Here is a 19,601-nt window from a genome sequence, read left to right as displayed (position 1 = left end):
TCCGGGCACTGGCCGGCGGGGACGACGGACCGCAGCCGCCCGCCGCGCGGGCCGAAGGCCCCGCTGCGGGTGTCGAGGACGACGACGTGGCACAGCGGTTCGGCCCGGAGGTCGAGAGCGCGTATCCGGCCACGCAGATGCAGCTCGGGTTGCTCTTCGAGGCGGAAGCGGACCCGGACAGCGGCCTGTACATCGACGTCATCAGCCGCCGGGTGTCCGGCCGGTTCGACGAGGCCTCGTTCACGGAGGCCCTGCGGCTCGCCCTGGAGCAGCATCCGGCCCTGCGCACCGGCTTCGACCTGCACACGCTGAGCACCCCGGTGCAGCTGGTGTTCGCCGAGCCCGTCGTCGACCTGGAGATCACGGACGTCCGCGGCCAGGATCCCGACGTGTCGGCCGCGGCCGTGGCAGCGGCCGACCGGGCGGCAGGCCTGCCCTTCGCCCCGGACGCGCGCACGCTGATCCGTTTCCGGCTCGTCCTGACGGCTGCCGAAGAGTACGTCCTGACGTACGGCTTCCACCATGCCGTGATGGACGGCTGGAGCGAGTCCGTCTTTGCTGCGGACCTCCTGCGCCGGTACGACGCGATGCTGCGTGGGGCCGCTCCCGAGCCGACCCTGCCGTCGCGGGGCTGCGCCGAGTTCGCCGCCCTCGAACAGCAGGCGGTCGGTTCGGAGGAGACCCGCAGGTTCTGGAAGGAGCGCTGCGCGGCCCTGGCCCCGACCCTCACCAGCCCCCGCGCCCAGGAGGGTTCCGACCGCAGGACGCTGGTCTCCGCGGTCCCGCAAGACGTCGTGGCCGGGCTCCGGCACGGGTCGCGGCTGTGGCGGCTGCCGTACAAGAGCCTGATCGTAGCCGGTCACCTCGCGGCGCTCGGCCGCTTCACCGGTTCGGTCGAGCCCGTGACCGGCCTGATCGTCAACGGTCGTCCGGAGACCGCGGAGAGCGATCGCCTGGTGGGCCTCTTCCTGAACGTGGTCCCGATGTCCGTCCCCGTCACCGGCTCGTGGAGGGACATCGTCGAGGGCGTCTTCGAGGCGGAGAAGGAACTGCTGCCCCACCGTCGTTTCCCGTTCCCCGCGTTGCGCGAGGTCATGGGTGCACCGCTGTTCGACGTGGCGTTCAACTACGTGCAGTTCCATCGCAGTACGGAGCTGGACGCGCTCGAGGCCGTACGCGTGCTGGACACCCGCATCGAGGACAAGACCAGCTTCCCGCTGGCGTTCGACGTGGTGCAGTCACCGGACGGCGAACGGCTCGTGATCGAAGCGGCCGCTGCGGCCCATGCGTTCTCCGCGGCCGATCTCGACGCGGTGGCGGCTGCCCACCTGGACGTCTACCGGGAGATCGCGGCAGAGGCGCTCGCGGCCGGGGCAGCCCGCGATGTATGACGTCATCGTCGTGGGGGCCCGCTGCGCGGGAGCGTCCACCGCGCTCCTGCTCGCACGGCAGGGCCACAAGGTCCTGCTCATCGAGCGGGCGAAGTTTCCCAAGGACACGCTGTCCACCCTGTACATCCACCAGCCCGGCGTGGCCCGCCTCGCCGCGTGGGGCGTTCTCGACGACATCGCCTCCACCGGCTGCCCGCCGGTGGACACGGTCGAGTACCGCGTCGGGGACGTACGGCTGACCGGGTCGAGTCGGCCCGTGGACGGGCAGCGGGCCGCATACGCCCCGCGCCGGTACCTGCTCGACCGCATCCTGGTCGACGCGGCCGTCGCGGCGGGCGTCGAGTTCCACGACGAGACCACCGCGGGCGACCTGCTCTTCCGGGACGGACGGGTCGTCGGTCTCAAGTGCCGGACCTCCGGCTCGGCGTGGACGGACCGGCACGCGCGCCTCGTGGTCGGCGCGGACGGCATGCGCTCGCGGGTGGCCGACCAGGTCCAGGCGGAGGTGTTGGACAGCACCGGCCCCAAGACCTGCGCGTACTACACGTACTGGGACCTGCCGGGGCCGCGGATGGCGCTGCACGAGGCCCCCGGCCGCTGGGTGGGCGCCGTGTCGACCAACGACGGGGCCACGCTGGTGGGGTGCTACTTCCCGCAAAGCGACTTCCGGCAGATGAAGGGCAACGCCACCGAGGCGTACCTGGGCTGCTTCCGCGAGCACGCTCCGGAACTCTACGAGCAGGTCGCAGGGAAGGGACCAATCGACCGGCTCTACGGAACGGGTGACCAGCAGAACTTCATCCGTCGGGCGGCGGGTCCTGGATGGGCCCTCGTGGGTGACGCGGCGCACCACAAGGACTCCATCACGGCGCGCGGCATCACCGATGCCTTCCTCCAGGCCCAGTTGCTCGCCGATACCCTGCCGGGCGAGGCCGGCAACACGCAGGACCTGGACACGGCCCTGCGCCGGTACGCCACCGCCCACTACGACCTGGTCGTCGAGGGGTACCACAGCACCTTGTTCGTCGCGGATCTGACGGTGACCCCGGAACGGCTGGCGATGCTCCGCGCCGTCGCCGAGAGCGCCGAGATGACCGGGCTGTACTTCTCGATGCTGTCCGGTGCCTGTGGCTCCGACGAATTCTTCAGCGACGAGTTCGTGGCCTCGCTCTGATCTTGCGCCGCACGACCGAACGGTCCGGCGTCCTGCCCGCGGGCAGGACGCCGGACCGTTTCAGCGTGCGCCCAGCATGCGGCGCACCTCGGCGCGGTCGACCTTTCCGTTCGCCGTCAGCGGCAGCGCCTCGGCACGGACCAGGCGGCCGGGGACCGCGTACGGCGGAAGCGTCCTGCGGACCTGTTCGAGCACGGTCGCGTGGTCCAGGTCGGCGCCGCCCACCACCAGAGCGCCCAGGATGCGGCCGCCTCCGGCGGCCTCGGCCATCTCCACGACGGCCTGGCGGACCCCGGTGGCGGCCGCGAGCACGCCCTCGACCTCGGCGGGCTCGACACGGAATCCGTTGACCTTGACCTGTCGGTCGATCCGGCCCAGATAGTCCAGGGCCCCGTCGCCGCGCCACCGCGCGAGGTCTCCGGTGCGGTACACCCGCGTCCCGGGCACTTCGGGCAGTTCTACGAACGCGGCGGCCGTGCGCTCCGGATCGTCCAGGTAGCCCGTGGCCAGGGACGGGCCCGCGATGCACAGTTCCCCGACGGCACCCCTCGGCCGGAGCCGCAGTTCCTCGTCCACGACGAAGGCAGTGCATCCGGGGAGGGGACGCCCGATCGGCGGTGAGACGGTCCACTCGCCGGTGAGCCGCTGCAGGGTCACAGCAACGGTGGTCTCGGTGGGGCCGTAGCCGTTCCACAGTTCGCGTTCGGGCGAGTCCCACTCGGCCACGAGCGCCCCTGCGACCGCCTCCCCTCCCACCGAAACCATCCGCAGGGTGGGAAGTTCGGCCGCGTCCAGCAGCGGCAGCAGTGCCGGGGGCAGTTCTGCGAGGGTGACGCCCTCCTCATTGATGACGTCGGTGAGGAGCATCGGGTCCAGTCGTGCGTCCGCATCCGGGATCACCACGCGGGCGCCGGCGGCCAAGGTGGCGAACACTTCGAAGACGGAGACGTCGAACACCGGGCGTGCGAAGGCGAGGACCCGGTCCTCGTCGCCGATCGCGTAGGCCGCGTTGATCTCACGGCAGAAGTGGGCGAGGCTGCGCTGGCTCACCTCGATCCCCTTGGGGACCCCGGTGGTACCGGAGGAGAAGAGCACGTACGCGGCCGCCGAGGGCTCGGGAGGGCGGTGCACCGAGGGCTGCGCCGCCCGGGGGGCGAGGGTGACGGGCACGAGTGGGGTGCCCTCCGGGAGGAATTCGGCTCCCCGTGCCGTCGCCGTCGCCTCGTCGGCCCAAAGGCAGGCAGCGGCGCCCGTCCCGGTGGCGACCTGCTCCAGCCGTGCGCCGGGGGATTCGACGTCCAGGGGTACGTACGCGGCGCCGAGCAGGTGGCAGGCGAGCATGCCCACCACGGTCAGGTCCGACTGGGCACCGTACAGCAGGACGCGCGCACCAGCCCCGACGCCGGCGGCCCGAAGTCCCGCGGCGGTGGCCTGCGCCTGCCGGATCAGGTCCTCGTACGTGAGCGTCCGGCCCGCGAAGCGGACGGCGGGACGCCGGGGGTGGCGCTCGGCCCGGTCGGCGATCGCCTCCACCACGGTGCGGTACGGGGCGTGCGTGGGGGCTCCGCCGTCACCGAGGGAGAGCAGACCGCCGGTGTCGGTCGGGGAGAGCAGCGGGAGGGAGCCCAGGTCCGCCCCGGGGTCGGCGAGCCATCCCGTCATCAGGGTGTGCAGGGAGTCGAGGAACGCCGCCACCGTCCGCGGGTCGAGCGTGCCGGCGTCCCAGGATGCGGAGAGGGTCATCTCTGCCCCCGCCGCGGTGTCCGGTGCGGCTCGCACGGCGAGCGTGAGGGCTCCCGCAGACTCCGGCGGCGGCTCGACGACTCGCTCCGGGATGCGCTGCAGGACCTGCCCGAGCGTCTCCCCGGGTTCGGGGCGGGCGTATGCGCTCCACCGCTCCGCCAGGTGGGCCGCCATCGCCTGGACCACGTCCTGCGGCTCCACTGCGTGACGGTGGCACCAGGTGAACAGCGAGCGGGCCGTTTCGCCGGCGCGCAGCACACGGTGCGCTTCGCCGGATCCGCTTCCCCCCGCGTTGTGGTCGGGTGGAAGGAGCAGGTGCCGTACGGCTTGCGGCCGCGCCCCTTCCTCCGTGCGGCCGGCGGGGTGCGGGGTGGTGTTCACGCCTCTTCACCCTGTTTCATAGTGGCGTTCCGCAGCGGGGCGGACGACAGGGCGAGCAGGCCGGCGGCGACCAGGACGGCGGCGCACACTACGGCCGTGGTGAACGCGTCCACGGCTTCGGCCAGCTGGCCGAGCAGGTTGAGGGTGGCGACCAGGACGAGGCTCTGCACCAGCGTGATGAGCGACTGGATCCGGGCGAGGTGGGTCTCGGGGCTGGCTCCCAGCATCAGCGGGCCCAGGTGCGTCACGAACAGGCCCAGCCCGAGGCCGAACAGGGTGGCGGCCGCCACGGCGAGCGGGGCCGCCTCGGCCAGCGCGAGCAGCCATATGCCGAGGCCCATGGGTACGACGCTCAACGCCGCGACCAGGCCCGGCGCCCGGAGGGCGCCCTTGCGCGCCACGGTCATGGCGACGGCGAGTGCACCGACCGCTTGGCCGCCCAGGACCACGCCGGCAGTCTGCGCGCTCCAGTGGTTCTCCCGTGCGAGGAGCGGGACGAGCAGGGAGCCGACGGGGATGGCGAAGCCGGCGACCGCACCGGTCAGGATCAGGGCCGGCCGCAGGACCTGGTGGCGCAGCGAGAACGTCACGCCCTCGCCCGCCTCGCTCAGCAGGTTGCGCCGCTCGCCCTGCGGCACTTCGTGGCGGGGGCGGACGAGGACGGCCACGAGGACGGCGAAGGCGAACGTGAGGCCGTCGAAGACGGCGGCCCCGCCGAGGCCTCCGGCCGTGACCAGGGCGCCGCCCAGGGAGCCGCCCACCAGCGAGATGAGCTGGCCGCCCGTCTGGCTGAGGCCGACCGCACGGTCCAGCTGGTCCGAGCCCACGAGCCGGCGCGGCATCGAACCCGACACCGGCAGGTAGAAGGCGTCGATGGTGCCCATGACGACGCCGGCCCCCACCAGCAGCCACACGGTGCTGCCCCAGGTGAACGCGACGAGGGCCACGATCACCGTCATGGCCAGCATCAGGGAGTCGCCGATGATCAGGATGCGGCGGGGGGAGAACCGGTCCGCAACGGCCCCGCCCAACAGGAGGAACAGCGTCCGCGGCAAGGCGACGGCGGTGAGTACGAGGCCGGCGGCACCTCCTCCGTGCGAGGTGGCGGCCCAGCCCAGGGCGAAGTACATGGCGGCGTCGCCCAATTGGGACGTGAACGCTCCGCTGAGCCACAGGAGGTACGTTCTGGAAAGGCGGGTCCGGGCCGCCGTGATGTGATTATCAGCAATGGTCATGAGAGATCACAGTAATGGTGCTGACACCCCTGTGTCCCGAACAACTTGGCGCCGGATCAAGGGTGTTCCACCTGCGACGACGTCGTGCCGGGGGCGGGCACCGTGTCGCACCCGGTGCCCGCCCCCGGCCGCCCGCGTCAGGCCTGAAAGAGCCCGCGTGTGTCAGGCCTGGAAGAGGGCGCGGACCGAGTCGTCGTACGCGGCGCTGATCCGGAAGGCCTTCTCCGCCAGGGCCAGGCGTCGGGACAGGGGGACCGCCGAGGGGCTGCCCGCACCGGACTCCAGCAGGGCGAGGACCTCGTCGTAGTCGTCGGGGTCACCGAGCGGGATGACGTGCTCGCAGTTCTTCGCGGCGCCACGGAGCATCGCCGGGCCACCGACGTCGATCTTCTCGCGGAAGGCGGCGAAGTCGATGCCCTGCTGCCGCTCGGGCAGCAGGTAGTAGTTGCAGGCGACGAGGTCGACGCGGGTGATGTCGTACGCGGCGATCTCCGCCAGGTCCGCGGGGGTGTCACGGGCGAGGATGCCGCCCATGACGGACAGGGTCAGGGTCTTGACCCGGCCCCCCAGCAGCGTGGGCGCGCCGGCCAGGTCGGCGATCCGGCCGACCGGGTGGCCGGCGTCCGCCAGCTGCTTCTGGGTCCCCTCGGTCGCCACGACGTCCCAGCCCAGTCGCAGCAGGCCGATCGCCAGGGTGTCGATGTTCCGCTTGTCGCTCACGGCGAGCACGGCAAGCACGTCAGTCCTCCTCGGTGATGGTGATCAGGGCGTCCCGGTGGGAGCCCACCGAGACGTGGCGGACGGGTACGCCTAGCAGTTCCTGGATGCCCTCGACGTAGGCGCGGGCTGCGGCCGGGAGCTCCTCGTACCGGCGGATCCCGGAGATGTCCTCGTCCCAGCCGGCGAACGTCCGGTACACGGGCTTCATCCGGGCCAGTTCGGCCGGGCTCGTGGTGAACTCGGACACCACGGTGCCGTCCTGCTCGTACGCGGTGCACACCTGGAGCTCGCCGATGCCCGTGAGCTGGTCCAGGTTGGTGACGGCGATCGCGTCCGCGCCCTGGACCCGGGCTCCGTAGCGGGTGGCCACCGCGTCGAAGGCCCCGAGCCGGCGCGGCCGGTTGGTGGTGGAGCCGTACTCGCCCCACTGGCGGCGCAGCCGGTCGGCGCGCTCCTCGTCGAACTCCGTGACGAAGGGTCCCGCGCCCACGCAGGAGGAGAACGCCTTGGTGACGCCGACCGTGTGGTCCACCGTGGCCCACGGCACGCCCATGCCGACCGGGGCGTGCCCCGCCAGGCAGTTGGACGAGGTGGTGAAGGGGTAGATGCCGAAGTACAGGTCCTTCAGGGCGCCGAGCTGGCCCTCGGCCAGGACGGCGGCGTTCTCGTCGAGGGCGCGGGAGAGCAGCGCGGTGACGTCCGCGACGTGCGGCTCCAGCCGGTCGCGGACGTCGGCGGCCCACCGCTCGACCTCGGCGAGGACCAGCGGGGCGCCTCCGTACAGCTTGGTGATCCGCTCGTTGGCCCAGTCGACGACGGAGGCCAGCCGGCCCGGCAGGCCCTCCTTGTCGAACAGCTCTCCCACCAGCAGCGTCTTCTTCATGACGCGGTCGCCGTAGGCGGGTGAGATGCCCTTGCGGGTGGAGCCGTAGCGGCCGTGGGAGAGGCGCTCCTCCTCCAGTCCGTCCAGGTCCCGGTGAAAGGGGAAGCAGACGGACGCCCGGTCGGAGACGAGCAGCCGTTCGGGGGTCACTCCCGGATGGCCGGCCAGGGCGTCGATCTCGCCGAGCAGGCCCTCGACGTCGACGGTCATGCCGGGGCCCAGAATGCTGATCACGTCGGGGCGCATGATGCTGCTGGGCAGGCTGTGCAGCTTGAACGTGCCCTGGTCGGTGTGGATGGTGTGGCCGGCGTTGCTGCCGCCGTGGTAGCGGACCACGTAGTCGGCATCCGCGGCGAGATTGTCGACCATCCTTCCTTTGCCCTCGTCACCCCAGTTGAGGCCGACAACTGCCATGAGCACGATGGAACTCCTCTGTTCTGTTCCGGCGGTTCTGTGAAACGGGCGTGCCGGGCCGCCCGCCGGGGTGTCCTGCGTCGCCACCGGCGGGCGGCCCGTCACGGATGCCTCGGACGGCCGCTCAGGCCAGCAGCTCGCGCCGGCGCTCGGCGGCGCGGCCCCAGGCGTCCGGGTTGAGGGCGCTCGGGGGCTGCTTGCCGCCGAGGGCGGTGATCAGCTGGTTGGCGGCGTTCAGCGCCAGGGCGCGCTTGGTCTCGACGGTGAAGTCCGCGATGTGGGCGCTGAGCACGACGTTGTCCAGGGTGAGCAGCGGGCTGTCGTCCGGCAGCGGCTCGTCCTCGTACACGTCGAGGGCGGCGCCGGCGAGGTGGCCGCTGCGCACGGCGCGGACGAGGGCGTCGGTGTCGGTGACCCGGCCGCGGGAGGTGTTCACGAAGTAGGCCCCGGGCTTCATCTGCGCGAAGGTCTTGTCGTTGAACATGTGCTCGGTCTCTTCGTTCATCTCCGGGTGGGCGGTGACGAAGTCCGCCTCGGCGAGGAGGTCTTCCAGTCGCTCCACCTTGATCGCGCCGACCTCGGCCATCTTCTCGGCCGAGACGTACGGGTCGTACGCGAGGACCTTCATCAGGAAACCGCCGTGGGCGCGCCGGGCGGTCCAGCCTCCGACGTTGCCGAGGCCGACGATGCCCAGGGTCTTCCCGGTGAGTTCGACGCGGTGGCTGCCCAGCCGGCTCTCCCCCCAGGCGGCCCGGTTGCCGTGGCGGTGGATCGCGGCGAGGTTGCGCGTGACCATCAGGAGCAGCCCGAAGAAGTGCTCGGAGACGGGCTTGCCGCCCAGACCCGGGTTGTTGGCGACGACCACACCTGCCTCGGTGGCGGCCTCGATGTCGATGTTGTCCACGCCGCGTCCGCTGGAGAGCACGGCGATCAGGTGGGGGGCGGCCGCGAGGAGTTCCCGGTCGATCCGGGCGGGGTAGCGGGCCACCAGGCCGTGCGCGTCGGAGAGGGCCGCCAGGACGGCCGCCCGGTCGGAGTCGTCCACGCGGCGGACGTCGGCGTGCTGCTCCAGCAGTTCCTCGGCTTCGGCGGCGTACATCGAGCCGACGAGGACTACGTTCGGTCGCATGATGGTGTGCTTCCTGTGGGGCCAGGGGCCGACGGGGCGCTCCTGGACGCGAATGCGGATCGAAGGATGCGGTGGATGCGAGGGATACGGGGGTAGCGGCGTGCGAGGGGTACGGGGGTGCGAGGAACGGCGCGGTGCGGGTGATACGGGGGTGCGGGGGCCGCGGAGGCCGGATCAGGCCGCCACGCTCGCGGCCAGCAGGCTTTCCAGCGGCCTGAGTTCTCCCCCGCGGCTGGCGGCGAGCAGCCGCTCGGTGAGTTCGGCCTGCTCCACGGGCGCGGCCGTGAAGCGGGGCCGGCCCTCGGCGAGCCGGTCGTGGGCACGGCCGTACAGCTTGCGGCAGTACACCTCGCTGATGCCCAGTACGGCGGCGATCTCCCGGTAGCTGTACTCGAATGCGGTGCGGAGCACGAGCACGGCCCGCTCGGCCGGGCCGAGGCGTTCCAGCAGCCAGGCCACGCCGCGCCGGAGTTCCTCGGCCCGCTCCACGTTCTGGAACGGCTCAGGGGTGGTGGTGACGGTCTGCTCCGGCACCAGGGCGCCGACGTAGGAGACCCGCCGGGTGTGCGCGGACTTGCGGTAGTCGGCGCACAGGTGGGTGACGACGGTGGAGAGGAAGGCCCCGTGGTTCTCGACGTTCTCGACGTTCTGCGCCGTCATCCAGCGCAGCCAGGCCTCGGAGATGATGTCCTCGGCTTCCTCTGCGGAGCCGACGCGACGGTAGGCCAGCGCCTGCAGGCTCGCCCTGCGGCGGTGGAACTCTTCCTGATCAAGATCGAACAAGGTTTTGCCTCCAGGCCGGCCCGTGGCGCAGCCCATCACTCGGGTCAGCTCAGGTCACTAGGAGCAGTACGGGTCACTCGGAGCAGTACGGTCACTCGCAACAGCCGGTGCCGGTCCGGGCCGGCGCGGGCCGGCCCGGACCGGCACGGATCAGGCCCGGCCCTCGGCCAGCACCTGGCGCACGCTCGTGTCGAAGGCCTCGGCGAACGCGGTGATGTCCTCGTCGGACATGGGGGTGGAGATGCAGCCGAGGCCGCTGTCGCCGATGTGGACACCGTTGTCCAGCAGCACCCAGTACAGGCGCTTCATGGCCGCCGCCGGGCTGGTGTAGCCCTGGGGGGCGCTGGTGGCGATGACGCGGAACAGCGAACCGAGGCCGTTGACCTGCCAGTCGAGTCCGGCGGACTCGATCGTGGCGCGCATGGCGGTGCGGGCCCGCTCGCCGAGCTCGCCGATGCGCTCGTGGGCCTCGGGGGTGAGCAGGCGCAGGGAGGTCACGCCGGAGCTCATGCTGACCGGGTTGGCGTTGTACGAGCCGGAGTGCGGCAGCGCCGGGGAGCCCTGGCTCGGGTCGAAGACGCCCATGAACTTGCGGCGGCCGGCGACCGCGCCGATCGGCATGCCGCCGCCGATGACCTTGCCGAGGACGGTCAGGTCGGCCTCGCTGCCGAGCAGGTGCATGGCGCCGTGGTAGCCGACGCGGTAGGAGCCGACCTCGTCGGAGATGAGCAGGGCGCCGCTCTCGTCGCAGAAGGCGCGCAGCGCGTCCAGGTACTCCTTGTCGGCCGGGACCAGGCCGATCCGCCACGGCACCGGGTCGATCAGGACGCAGGCCAGGTCGTCGGCGTGCTCGCGGAGCACCGCGAGGGCGCCCTCGGCGTCGTTGAAGGGGAACACGACGGTGTTGTCGACCACGCCCGCGGGGTTGCCGGTGACGGCGTGGTTGATGAGCGAGCCGGAGCCGTCGTTGTTGACGGCGACCGCGTCGTAGGCACCGTGGTAGGCGCCGGCGATCTTGGCGATCTTCGGGCGCTTGGTGTAGGCGCGGGCCGCCTGGACGGCCATCATCACGGCCTCGGTTCCCGAGCTGGTGAAGCGGACGTGCTCGAAGGTCTCGTTGCGGGCCGAGAGCGCCTCGGCGTACTCGACCTCGACCGGGGTGGGCATGCCGAAGCTGGCGCCGCGGCTCACGGCTTCGGTGACCGCCTTGACCATCTCGGGGTGGGCGTGGCCGTGGATCAGGGTGGTGCTGTTGTTGAGGAAGTCGAGGCGCTCGACGCCGTCGGCGTCGGTCACCCGGGCGCCGCTGCCGGACTGGATGTAGACCGGGTACGGGGCGCTGTAGACGGCGGTACGGCTGTTGCCGCCGGGCATGACCTCGACCGCGCGGGAGTACAGCTCGGCAGACTTGTCCGTGTTCACGTTGTGCCCTTTCACTACCGGAAGGAAGAAATGGAGGGGGACGAAATGGAGGGGGAAGCCGGGGTGACGCGCGGGGCGCGTCGGGTCAGCGGGCGGTCCTGATCGCCACGTCCGCCGTGAAGTACGGTCCGGCCAGGCGCACCGGGGTACCCGCGGGGACCCATTGCGGGGTGTCCGTGGCCACCGTTCCCGCCGTGCCGAGCTGTTCGTCGAGCCGGGCGGCCAGGACGGGCACCAGCGGACGGGCCGTCTCGGCCAGCGTGCGCACGGCCATCAGCTCCAGTGCCACGCAGGTACGGGCGTCGCCCGAGGGCGCCCCGGCGGCCAGCACGTCCTCGGCCACCTCCGCGAACCGGCGGGCCCGGTGGACGAACGTACGGAGCAGTTCGGCCGCGCCGCGGGAGTCGAACCGCTCGGGCTGCAGGGCCCGGGGCAGTGCGGCGCGGAACTCGCGGATCTGTCCGTAGAACCGCTCGGCCTCGGCGTTCCAGCTGCCCGCCTCGGGGGCGGCGCCGCCGAAGTGCTTGTCGACGCGGGCGGCGACGGAGGCGAGCCAGGGCTCCCAGCCGTCGAGGAGTTCGGTCCGGACGAACGCGGCGTACTCGTCGATGACGAAGTCCCGGCGGCGGATGTCGGGCCGGGTGCCGGCCAGGTAGAGCCGCAGCTGGTCGCGGGTCTGCTCGCGGAAGACCTCCCGGCCCCAGATCGCGTGCATCCGGCCGGTGGAGAACTTCTGCCCGTCCAGCGTGTAGAACTCGTTGCAGATCATCGTGTCGGGCAGGGCCGGCCGGTCGGTGAACGAGCCGAGGACGGCCGGGAAGACGATGGTGCGCAGGAAGGCGTTGTCGAAGCCGAAGAACAGCACCGTGCGCGGGTCGTCCGCCCGGACGTACTCCCGCCAGCCGCTCTCGCCCTTGCCCCGGGCGAGGGCGTCGAGGGCGGTGATGAAGCGGGCCGCGAGCTCGAACGCGGAGTACATGCGCTGGCCCTCGGTGCCGCCGGTGGGGTCGGCCGGGACCAGGATCCCGTCGGGGGCGACGGTGCTGACCGGGAGGTCGGGCAGCGGTCCGGCGAGGACCCGGTCGACGTACGTGCGCAGCCGGGCGCTCATGTGGACGGTGCGCAGGTACGCGGTGAGCTTCTCGCGCAGCGGCTCCAGGGGCAGGTACCACCGGGTGAGGTCGCGCTGCTCGGCGGGGGTGCCGCAGGTGGCGCAGCTCGGCTCGCGCAGGTCCTCGTCGGCGAAGGGCAGCGCGCAGGCCTCGCACTCGATGCCGGCGGTGTCGTGCGAGCCGCAGTGCGGGCAGGCTCCCGCGACGAACGCCTCGAAGAGGAACGTGCCGCAGGGGGCGCAGTGGTTGGCCCGCACGGTCTTGGTGACCACGGCGCCCTTGGCCCGGAGGTCCTCGAAGATCTCCAGGGCCACCCGGGGGTATTCGGGCGAGGAGGGGCGGACGAAGACGTCCCAGCGGACGTCGGCCGCGGTGAGGGCCTCCTGGATGGCGTCGGTGTTGCGTTCGGCCAGTTCGTAGAAGGACAGGCCCTGGCTGATGGCGGCGGAGGCGACCTGGGACTGGTGGCCGACCGTGCCGAGCAGCAGGTGGGCCTGGGTCCCGCGGCCTTCCAGGCCGCGCCGGACCAGGTCCGCACCGAGGAACGGGCCGACCATGTGGCCGAGGTGCAGCTCGCCGTTCGGGGTGGGGAAGGAGGGCAGCAGCAGGACGGGCCGCTCGGCTCCGCCGGGCTGCTCCGCGCGCTCGCCGTGTGCCGCGTCGAGGGCCGCCATGTCCTCCCACCAGGTGGTGAGGAAGGTCAGCGGGCGGTCGCCGGCGGTGTTGTGCAGGGTGTGGACGCCCAGCGGCGGCAGGCTTACGGTGTCGCCGGCGCCGACCCGGACGGTCTGCCCGTCCGAGGTGACCTCGCCCTCGCCGTCCAGGACCACCCACACCTCGGTGTCGTGGTGGTTGTGCGGGGCGGTCTTCTCGCCGGGGCGGAGGGTGACCCGGCGCAGGTTGAAGGGGAGGGTGCCCCCGCCGGCCCAGGCGGGCTCGACGCTGCGGACGAAGTCGGGCAGGTCGAGTTCCCCGACCGTACGTGGGATGCGTATGACGTGCATGGCTGGGCGCGGAACGCCGTGCGGCCGGAGCCGGCCGCGGACGCCCCACTGCTCCTCTCGGGAAGGTCGTGTGCGGGATCAGGCCCGTCCGGCCGCGACGGCCCCCGGCCGGCTCGGGTCCGGCACGTCGGAGCCCAGCGGCTCCCAGTCCAGGGCGGTGCTGACGGATCCGGTGTCGTACCGCTCGTGGCCGAGCAGGCTGTTGGCGATGACGGCGCTGCGCCAGGCCAGCAGGCTCAGGTTGGGGTCGGCGACGCCGAACTCGCGGCGGGCCGCGTTCTGCACGTACACGCGGTGGTCGGCCGGCCCGTCCCAGTCGAGGCTGAAGTCGGAGCGGACGACGGGCAGTCCGTCGTGCAGGTTGAGACGGTCCTTCAGGCCGAGGAGCGGTTCGGACATGCCGTGCTCGTAGCCGGTGGCGCAGATCACGATGTCGACGCTCTCGTGCACCGGGTCGCCGCCGCGGGTGGCCTGCCAGGTGGTGGCGAGCCCTTCCGGGGTGCGGGTCAGGGCGGTGAGGTGCTGGTCGAGCAGGATCCTGCAGGGCCGGCCGCCGCCCTCCAGCAGTTCCAGGTCGTACAGGCGCCGGTAGAGGGCCTGGAGGGTCGACAGGGAGATGCCGTCGCTGGCCATCCGCAGCCGCCGGACCACGTCTTCGCGTTCGGCCTCGGGAAGGCTGTGGAAGTGGCGGCTGTAGTCGGGCAGGAAGAGCTCGTCCACGAACGGGCTGTCGTCCAGCGGCAGCAGGTTGGTGCGCCGGGTGCCCCATACGATCCGTGCCGGGCGCTGCGTCTCGGAGGTGAGCAGGTGGCTGACGACCTCGGCGCCGCTCTGGCCGCCGCCGATCACGGCCACCCGCTTGCCCGCGAAGTCGCGGGGCCTGCGCATGAGCTGCTCGGCGTGGAAGACCGTCTCGGGGTCGTGGCCGACGGCGCACTGCGGGAGTTTGGCGGTGAGTCCGGTGCCGGTGGCCACGTTGCGGGCGCGCAGCACGCCGTCGGTGGTGTGCACCAGGAAGGCGGAGCCGTCCCATTCGACGGTCTCGGTGGTGACGCCGAACCGGAGGTTGTCCAGGCGCTGCGACACCCAGCGGCAGTACTGCTCGAACTCGCGCCGCGGCACCTTGGAGCGGCCGGTGACCAGCAGCCGGTACAGCCGCTTCTGCTCCACCTGGAAGGCGAGGAAGGAGTGCGGGTTGGTCGGGTCGACCGGTGTGACCAGGTCCTTGAGGAAGTGCACCTGCATCTCGGCGTCCGGCACCATCAGGCCGGGGTGCCAGTCGAAGGCGTCCTTGCGGTCGAGGAACACGGCGCAGAAGCCGGGCTCCCGCGAGGTGAGCGCGGCGAGGCTGAGGTTGGAGGGGCCTAACCCTATGCCCACCAGGTCGTAGGTTCGCGGTGTTGTACTCATCATGGGGCTCCCGTTACAGGTGGGGGCGTTCGGCTTCGGCGACCTCGTGGGCCGGCAGCCAGGTGACTCCGCGCCCGGTCAGCGACTGCATCACTCGCTCCGTCAGCTCCTGCGACAGGGCGAGGTGCGGTTTGATCCACCCGGTGCCGGTGACGGCCCGCTCGGCGAGCAGCCGGGTGGCGGCGGCCATGGTGAACCCGGTGGTGCGGGCCATCGCGGACAGGCCGGTCGTCTCGTCGGCGATGTCCACGACGGTGGTGCGCAGGGAAGCGGGCCGTCCGTCGAGTTCCCCGTGGGCGGTGAGGTCCAGGACCACCGCGTCCCGGTCGTCCGCCGTGGCCCGCACCTGGGGGGAGAGCACGCGCTCGACCAGGCGCCGGGGGACGACGCGGGACCCGTCCACGTCCACCGGGTCGTCGGCCAGCAGGCCGAGACGGGCCAGTTCGGTGACGACGCGGGCGAAGCCCGGCCAGCGCAGGGTCTTCTGGGTGCAGTCCGCGTCGCGGAGGGCGGGGTGTTCGCCCAGCCAGGGGGCCATCCCGTCGTGGTAGGCCTCCAGCCGGCCGACACCGGCGTATTCGCGGGTCACCACTCCGGAGAACCGGGGGTGGTGAACCGGTCGGCCCCGGTCCAGGGCCAGTGCCTCCCGCTGGGCGATCGGCAGGTGGTGGTCGTTCTCGCCGCCGAAGAAGGCGGTGTAGCCGAGGGGCTCGCGGGGCTCGGTGGGTATGCCCCCGCAGTAGATCTCCAGGGAGTGGACCCGGTCGAGCCGCTGCGCGAGGTGGACGGCGAGCAGTTCGGTCAGGCCGGGTTCCAGGCCGACCGGCAGCAGAACGGTGCCGCCGGCGGACCGGATCCGGGTGTCGAGCAGGGACAGTTCGGCCGTGGGCGGCCGGGTGATGGCGGCGACCGGGCGGCCGGCGCCGACCGCGGCGTGCAGGGCCTCGTCGGTGGGTGCCCAGGGCATCGCCATGGCGACGACCTCGCACCCGGTGAGGGCGGAGTCGAGACCGCCGGTGGCCCGGACCGTGGCGGCGGGCCGGTTCCCGGTCCCGCCGCCGTCCTGTAACCAGTCCCGCAGGGCGGCGGCCTGGCCGGGATCCCGGTCCAGGAGCAGCAGCTCCTCGGTTCCGGGGTCCGTGGCCAGCGCGTACGCGGCGGCCCGGCCCATCTGGCCGCAGCCGAGGAGGGCCACCTTCATGAGCACGCCCTCCGTTCCAGCGTGCTCCGGGTCATTCCGCGGGGTCGGCGGCAGGTGTGATCCTGGCCGTCGCCTCGGTGGTGACACGGTGGAGGAGCTGCTCCAGCCCCTCGCGGGTGGCGTGGCGGGCGATGACCGCGATCACCCGCTGCTGGCCGAAGTTCTGTGGTGGCAGGGCCACTTCGGTGCCGACGGGGACCTCGGTGAAGAAGTGGTCGTAGCCCGCTTCCTCGCCGAGGGGTGTCAGGCCGTCGGCGCCCTCGAACCGGCCCGCCCGCTCGGCGAGGACGAAGCGCAGGCCGGCGTTGAGCTGCCGGTCGTGCTCCAGCCTCAGCGGCTCGCCGGTGGCGACGCGGATCACGTTCTCGAAGTAGTCGACGCCGGTGGCCAGCGGTACGAGGTGGGATCCGATGTAGTCGCCGGCGGGGCGGCCGGCGATCTCGATGAACCGCAGGCCCCGCTCGCCCCACTTGGCCTCCAGGTGGAAGGAGCAGTTGTCGAACTCCAGGGCCCCGACGATGTCCTTGGTGGTGGCGCTGATCTCGGCCCAGGCGTCCGCGGGCAGGGCGCTGGGCACCTTGTGCTCCAGTTCCAGGTGGAACGGGACGCTGGTGATCTTGTCGGTGACGGTCACGATGTGGACCTCACCGCCGGAGACGAAGCCCTCGACGCTCAGTTCGTCGCCTTCGAGGAACTCCTCGACGATGAACTCGGCGCCGAACTGCTTGAACACCGGGTCGAAGTCGGGCCGGGCGATGTCGGCGAGGCGCTCCATCGCCGCGTCGAGGTCCTCCGGCCGGCGCAGTTCGAAGATGCCCTTCGAGCCGGAGGCGCCGGTCGGCTTGACCACGGCCGGGAGCCCGACTTCGTCGACGGCGGCCTGCAGGCCGGCCAGGTCGGTGACCTTGGCGAAGCGCGGGAGGACCCCGTCCAGGTGCCGCAGTGCGTCCTTCATGACGTACTTGTTGCGGGCCCGGAGGGCGGCGGTCTCGGACATGCCGGGAAGTCCGAGATCGGCGGCGATGGCCGATACCAGCTGGACGTCGACTTCGGTGAAGTTGGCGACGCCGGCGAATTCGTAGGTGGCGTGGAGTTCGCGGGCCGCTGCGATGGAAGCGGCGCGGTCGTACGTGTCGACCTGCCGGAATTCATGGACGAGCGGCTTTGCGAATTCAGGAATGGACCGGCCGAGGAGAACCACTCGGTATCCGAGGCGCCGGGCGGCGAGCAGGGACTCGAGCCCTTCCCTCTGGATGCGCCGGAGATTGACAAGGAGAAGATGACGTTCCGTCATGAAACAGCCCCCGCTACATCGGGCGTACATATGGAATCTCAAGCACCAATCGAGTGTCAGTCAAGCACAGCACCTGAGGGTTGTGAAGGGGATCTTGGGTGGATCCTCGCCAATTCAGTTAAGACCTGGCCGAAACCTTTCACCCTCTCCCCGAAAGCCATGGTTTCGGCCATGAAGCGATAACTCTGAGGCATCCGGGCGGCGACTTCGATGACTTACCGGGCGCTTAACTTAATTGATCGCTCCCTCGCGCCCACAGCCCGGCCGATCACCCTGGTACCCCCTCTGACATGCGGAAACGCCGCCCGGCCGACCGGTCCCGGAGTTATCCGGGCCGGCCGGTGCGGACGGCGTCGTGAGAACTGTGTAAAGGTGTCGCTGGAATGCGTTAAAGAACCGCGCCGACCGGCGCCCGGCGATCGCAGAGCGCTGCGGAGAATTGCTCGGTGACGCGTTCCAGACCCACGGCGGATTCCGCGGCCACGCTCACCTCGCCGGCCTCCCCCAGGGTGATGTGCCGGTCGAGGGTGAACCAGCCCGGCGCGATGTACGCGGCGCCCATGGAGGCCAGCACCGGTCGCAGCGCGTAGTCGATGGCCAGGACGTGGGCGGTGCTCCCGCCGGTGGCCAGCGGCAGCACCGCCTTGCCCGCGAAGGCGTACTGCGGCAGCAGGTCGAGCAGCGACTTCAGCAGTCCGGAGTAGGCGGCCTTGTAGATCGGCGTGCCGATGACGATGCCGTCCGCACGCTCGAAGAGTGCGGCCGCCGCCACGATCGCGGGATGCCGCACCTCGGCCCTGAGCAGGGGTTCGGCCGGCAGGGAACGGACGTCGAGGTGCGTCACCTCGTGCCCCTGGGCGAGGAGTCGGGCATCCAGGTGACGCAGCAGCCCGGTGGTCCGGGAGGTCGCCGAGGGACTCCCCGAGACGGACAGGACGGTGGCCATGAGAGGTCCCTTTCACTGGGGTGGCCTGGGGCCGGAGCGGGCTACGAGGACGCGGAGCGCCAGTCCTCGCCCTCCGGTACGACGATCACGGCGGAGCGGACCGCGGCGTAGTCGGCGTCGGGGCCCAGACCCGCGGGGGTCCCGCCGGCGGCGTGCGCCTTGAGGGCGTCGAGCAGGAAGCGGCGGGTGCGGACGATGCCGCGGTCGCTCTTGCCGGGGTTCTCGATCGTGCGGTCCACGATCGGGCCCATGCTCTCCTGCACGGCCACGTCCTGGAGGACCAGGCCGCGGATGCCCGAGAAGCTCTTGCCGTCGCGCATGGCCTGCCGGTCCTGGCCCCAGCCGTTCTCGGCGGTGTAGCCCTCCCGGATGTTGTCCGGGTTGAGCGTGTCCAGGTCCAGGCCGAACTGCTCGCTGAAATAGGACGGGTCGACCGGCTGGTCGTCGTTCCACCACAGGTACCACATGATCGTCTGGTGGTCGTTGACCGGAACCCAGGCGTGCCAGAGCCGGTCCCCGTTGGGCAGTTCGGGCACCACCGTGTACCAGGGCATGGCGAAGGGCTTCACCCGGGCCAGGGTCTCCCCCGAGGAGAGGGTGCGCAGGGCCGCGAAGCGCAGTCCGTAGGGCTGCGGGTCGATGTCGTCGCGCGGGGCGGTGTCGTCCAGCAGGTCCTTCAGCGGCCCGTTGCGGGCCTCGGTCTCGTGCAGCAGGGAGACGTGGGCGGAGTCAATGTCCGCCTCCAGGCCCTGCAGCCAGTTGCAGTCCACCAGGGCGATGGTGGCGAAGACGTTCTCCGCGGGGAGCTTGGTGAACGGGAACTCCGGGAAGGGCGCGGGCTCGCGGCCGGTGCCGCCGAGCCAGACCCAGACGACGCCGCCGGCCTCGACGACCGGGTGGTGCTGCAACTTGACCCGCTCACCGAACCGGGGGCCGTCCTCCTCCGGCTCGGAGGGGGTCTCCAGCACCCTGCCCGACACGTCGAACTTCCAGCCGTGGTAGATGCACCGCAGCGCGCAGTCCTCGTTGCGGGCCAGGACCAGCGAGGCTCCGCGGTGCGGGCAGGCCTCGGCGAAGCAGCCGACGGTGCCGTCGTCCGCGCGGAAGAACACGTACTTCTCACCGAGCAGTTCCACCGGGAGCGGGGCGCCGCCCCGTTCCGCGATCCGCTCCGAGCGCATGACGGGCAGCCAGTACTCGCGAAGCAACTGCCCCATGGGGGTGCCAGGACCCACCTGGGTCAGGGTCTCGTTCACCTTCTGAGTGGTCACTTCCGGCCTCCGTGATGATCGATATCCGGGATCGGCGCCGACTTCCCGGCCGCCGCCCACCCTTCAAGACGATCCAGGCCCGCCCGGT

At 71.6% G+C, this 19,601-nt stretch carries 15 protein-coding genes; 2 read left to right on the top strand and 13 right to left on the bottom strand.

The window, feature by feature from the left end; translation table 11 throughout:
• Positions 1-1,391: condensation domain-containing protein (locus tag ACIPK4_RS19010; protein WP_402313979.1), on the top strand; the 1,391-nt coding region annotated here is incomplete at its 5' end.
• On the top strand, positions 1,384-2,565 hold the full coding sequence (locus ACIPK4_RS19005) for an NAD(P)/FAD-dependent oxidoreductase (RefSeq protein WP_402313977.1): 1,182 nt from the start codon (positions 1,384-1,386) through the stop codon (positions 2,563-2,565). The genes ACIPK4_RS19010 and ACIPK4_RS19005, both read left to right, overlap by 8 nt.
• A gap of 60 nt (positions 2,566-2,625) precedes the next feature.
• Here ACIPK4_RS19005 and ACIPK4_RS19000 read toward each other — a convergent pair whose 3' ends face one another.
• From ACIPK4_RS19000 to ACIPK4_RS18940, 13 genes are all read right to left on the bottom strand, one after another.
• Positions 2,626-4,689 carry an amino acid adenylation domain-containing protein gene (locus ACIPK4_RS19000; protein ID WP_402313975.1) on the bottom strand — a complete coding sequence of 688 codons (2,064 nt, stop codon included), beginning with the start codon at positions 4,687-4,689 and terminating at the stop codon, positions 2,626-2,628.
• Positions 4,686-5,924 carry an MFS transporter gene (locus tag ACIPK4_RS18995; protein ID WP_400768589.1) on the bottom strand — a complete coding sequence of 413 codons (1,239 nt, stop codon included), beginning with the start codon at positions 5,922-5,924 and terminating at the stop codon, positions 4,686-4,688. The genes ACIPK4_RS19000 and ACIPK4_RS18995 overlap by 4 nt, the downstream gene beginning before the upstream one ends.
• A 162-nt stretch (positions 5,925-6,086) precedes the next feature.
• The gene (locus tag ACIPK4_RS18990; RefSeq protein ID WP_402313973.1) at positions 6,087-6,662 is read right to left on the bottom strand and encodes a hypothetical protein; all 576 of its coding nucleotides are present in this window, start codon (positions 6,660-6,662) and stop codon (positions 6,087-6,089) included.
• Between the two features lies 1 nt (position 6,663).
• A complete protein-coding gene (locus ACIPK4_RS18985) occupies positions 6,664-7,941 on the bottom strand; it encodes an adenylosuccinate synthase (RefSeq protein WP_402314392.1) in 1,278 nt (425 codons plus the stop codon).
• A gap of 124 nt (positions 7,942-8,065) precedes the next feature.
• Positions 8,066-9,070, bottom strand: coding sequence for a hydroxyacid dehydrogenase (locus ACIPK4_RS18980; RefSeq protein ID WP_054226546.1), 1,005 nt, complete (start codon positions 9,068-9,070; stop codon positions 8,066-8,068).
• Between the two features lie 174 nt (positions 9,071-9,244).
• Positions 9,245-9,853, bottom strand: a complete 609-nt coding sequence (locus ACIPK4_RS18975) for a sigma-70 family RNA polymerase sigma factor (RefSeq protein ID WP_376195387.1) — start codon at positions 9,851-9,853, stop codon at positions 9,245-9,247.
• A 150-nt stretch (positions 9,854-10,003) separates the two neighbouring features.
• Positions 10,004-11,275, bottom strand: a complete 1,272-nt coding sequence (locus ACIPK4_RS18970; RefSeq protein ID WP_402313971.1) for an aspartate aminotransferase family protein — start codon at positions 11,273-11,275, stop codon at positions 10,004-10,006.
• Between the two features lie 85 nt (positions 11,276-11,360).
• A complete protein-coding gene (locus ACIPK4_RS18965) occupies positions 11,361-13,391 on the bottom strand; it encodes a class I tRNA ligase family protein (protein ID WP_402313969.1) in 2,031 nt (676 codons plus the stop codon).
• 78 nt (positions 13,392-13,469) lie between these two features.
• The gene (locus tag ACIPK4_RS18960; RefSeq protein WP_402313967.1) at positions 13,470-14,801 is read right to left on the bottom strand and encodes a lysine N(6)-hydroxylase/L-ornithine N(5)-oxygenase family protein; all 1,332 of its coding nucleotides are present in this window, start codon (positions 14,799-14,801) and stop codon (positions 13,470-13,472) included.
• A 13-nt stretch (positions 14,802-14,814) separates the two neighbouring features.
• A complete protein-coding gene (locus ACIPK4_RS18955; RefSeq protein ID WP_402313965.1) occupies positions 14,815-16,002 on the bottom strand; it encodes a saccharopine dehydrogenase family protein in 1,188 nt (395 codons plus the stop codon).
• Positions 16,003-16,033: 31 nt separating this feature from the next.
• The gene (locus tag ACIPK4_RS18950; protein WP_402313963.1) at positions 16,034-17,296 is read right to left on the bottom strand and encodes an acetyl-CoA carboxylase biotin carboxylase subunit family protein; all 1,263 of its coding nucleotides are present in this window, start codon (positions 17,294-17,296) and stop codon (positions 16,034-16,036) included.
• Between the two features lie 388 nt (positions 17,297-17,684).
• Positions 17,685-18,242 (bottom strand): NADPH-dependent FMN reductase, encoded by a 558-nt coding sequence (gene ssuE, locus ACIPK4_RS18945; protein WP_402313961.1) that lies wholly within the window; start codon positions 18,240-18,242, stop codon positions 17,685-17,687.
• 41 nt (positions 18,243-18,283) lie between these two features.
• Positions 18,284-19,513 carry a Rieske 2Fe-2S domain-containing protein gene (locus ACIPK4_RS18940; RefSeq protein WP_402313960.1) on the bottom strand — a complete coding sequence of 410 codons (1,230 nt, stop codon included), beginning with the start codon at positions 19,511-19,513 and terminating at the stop codon, positions 18,284-18,286.
• Positions 19,514-19,601: the final 88 nt, after the last annotated feature.

This window comes from Streptomyces sp. NPDC086989, assembly GCF_044745505.1.
Lineage (GTDB): Bacteria > Actinomycetota > Actinomycetes > Streptomycetales > Streptomycetaceae > Streptomyces.
This window is presented reverse-complemented; position numbering and strand designations above follow the sequence as displayed.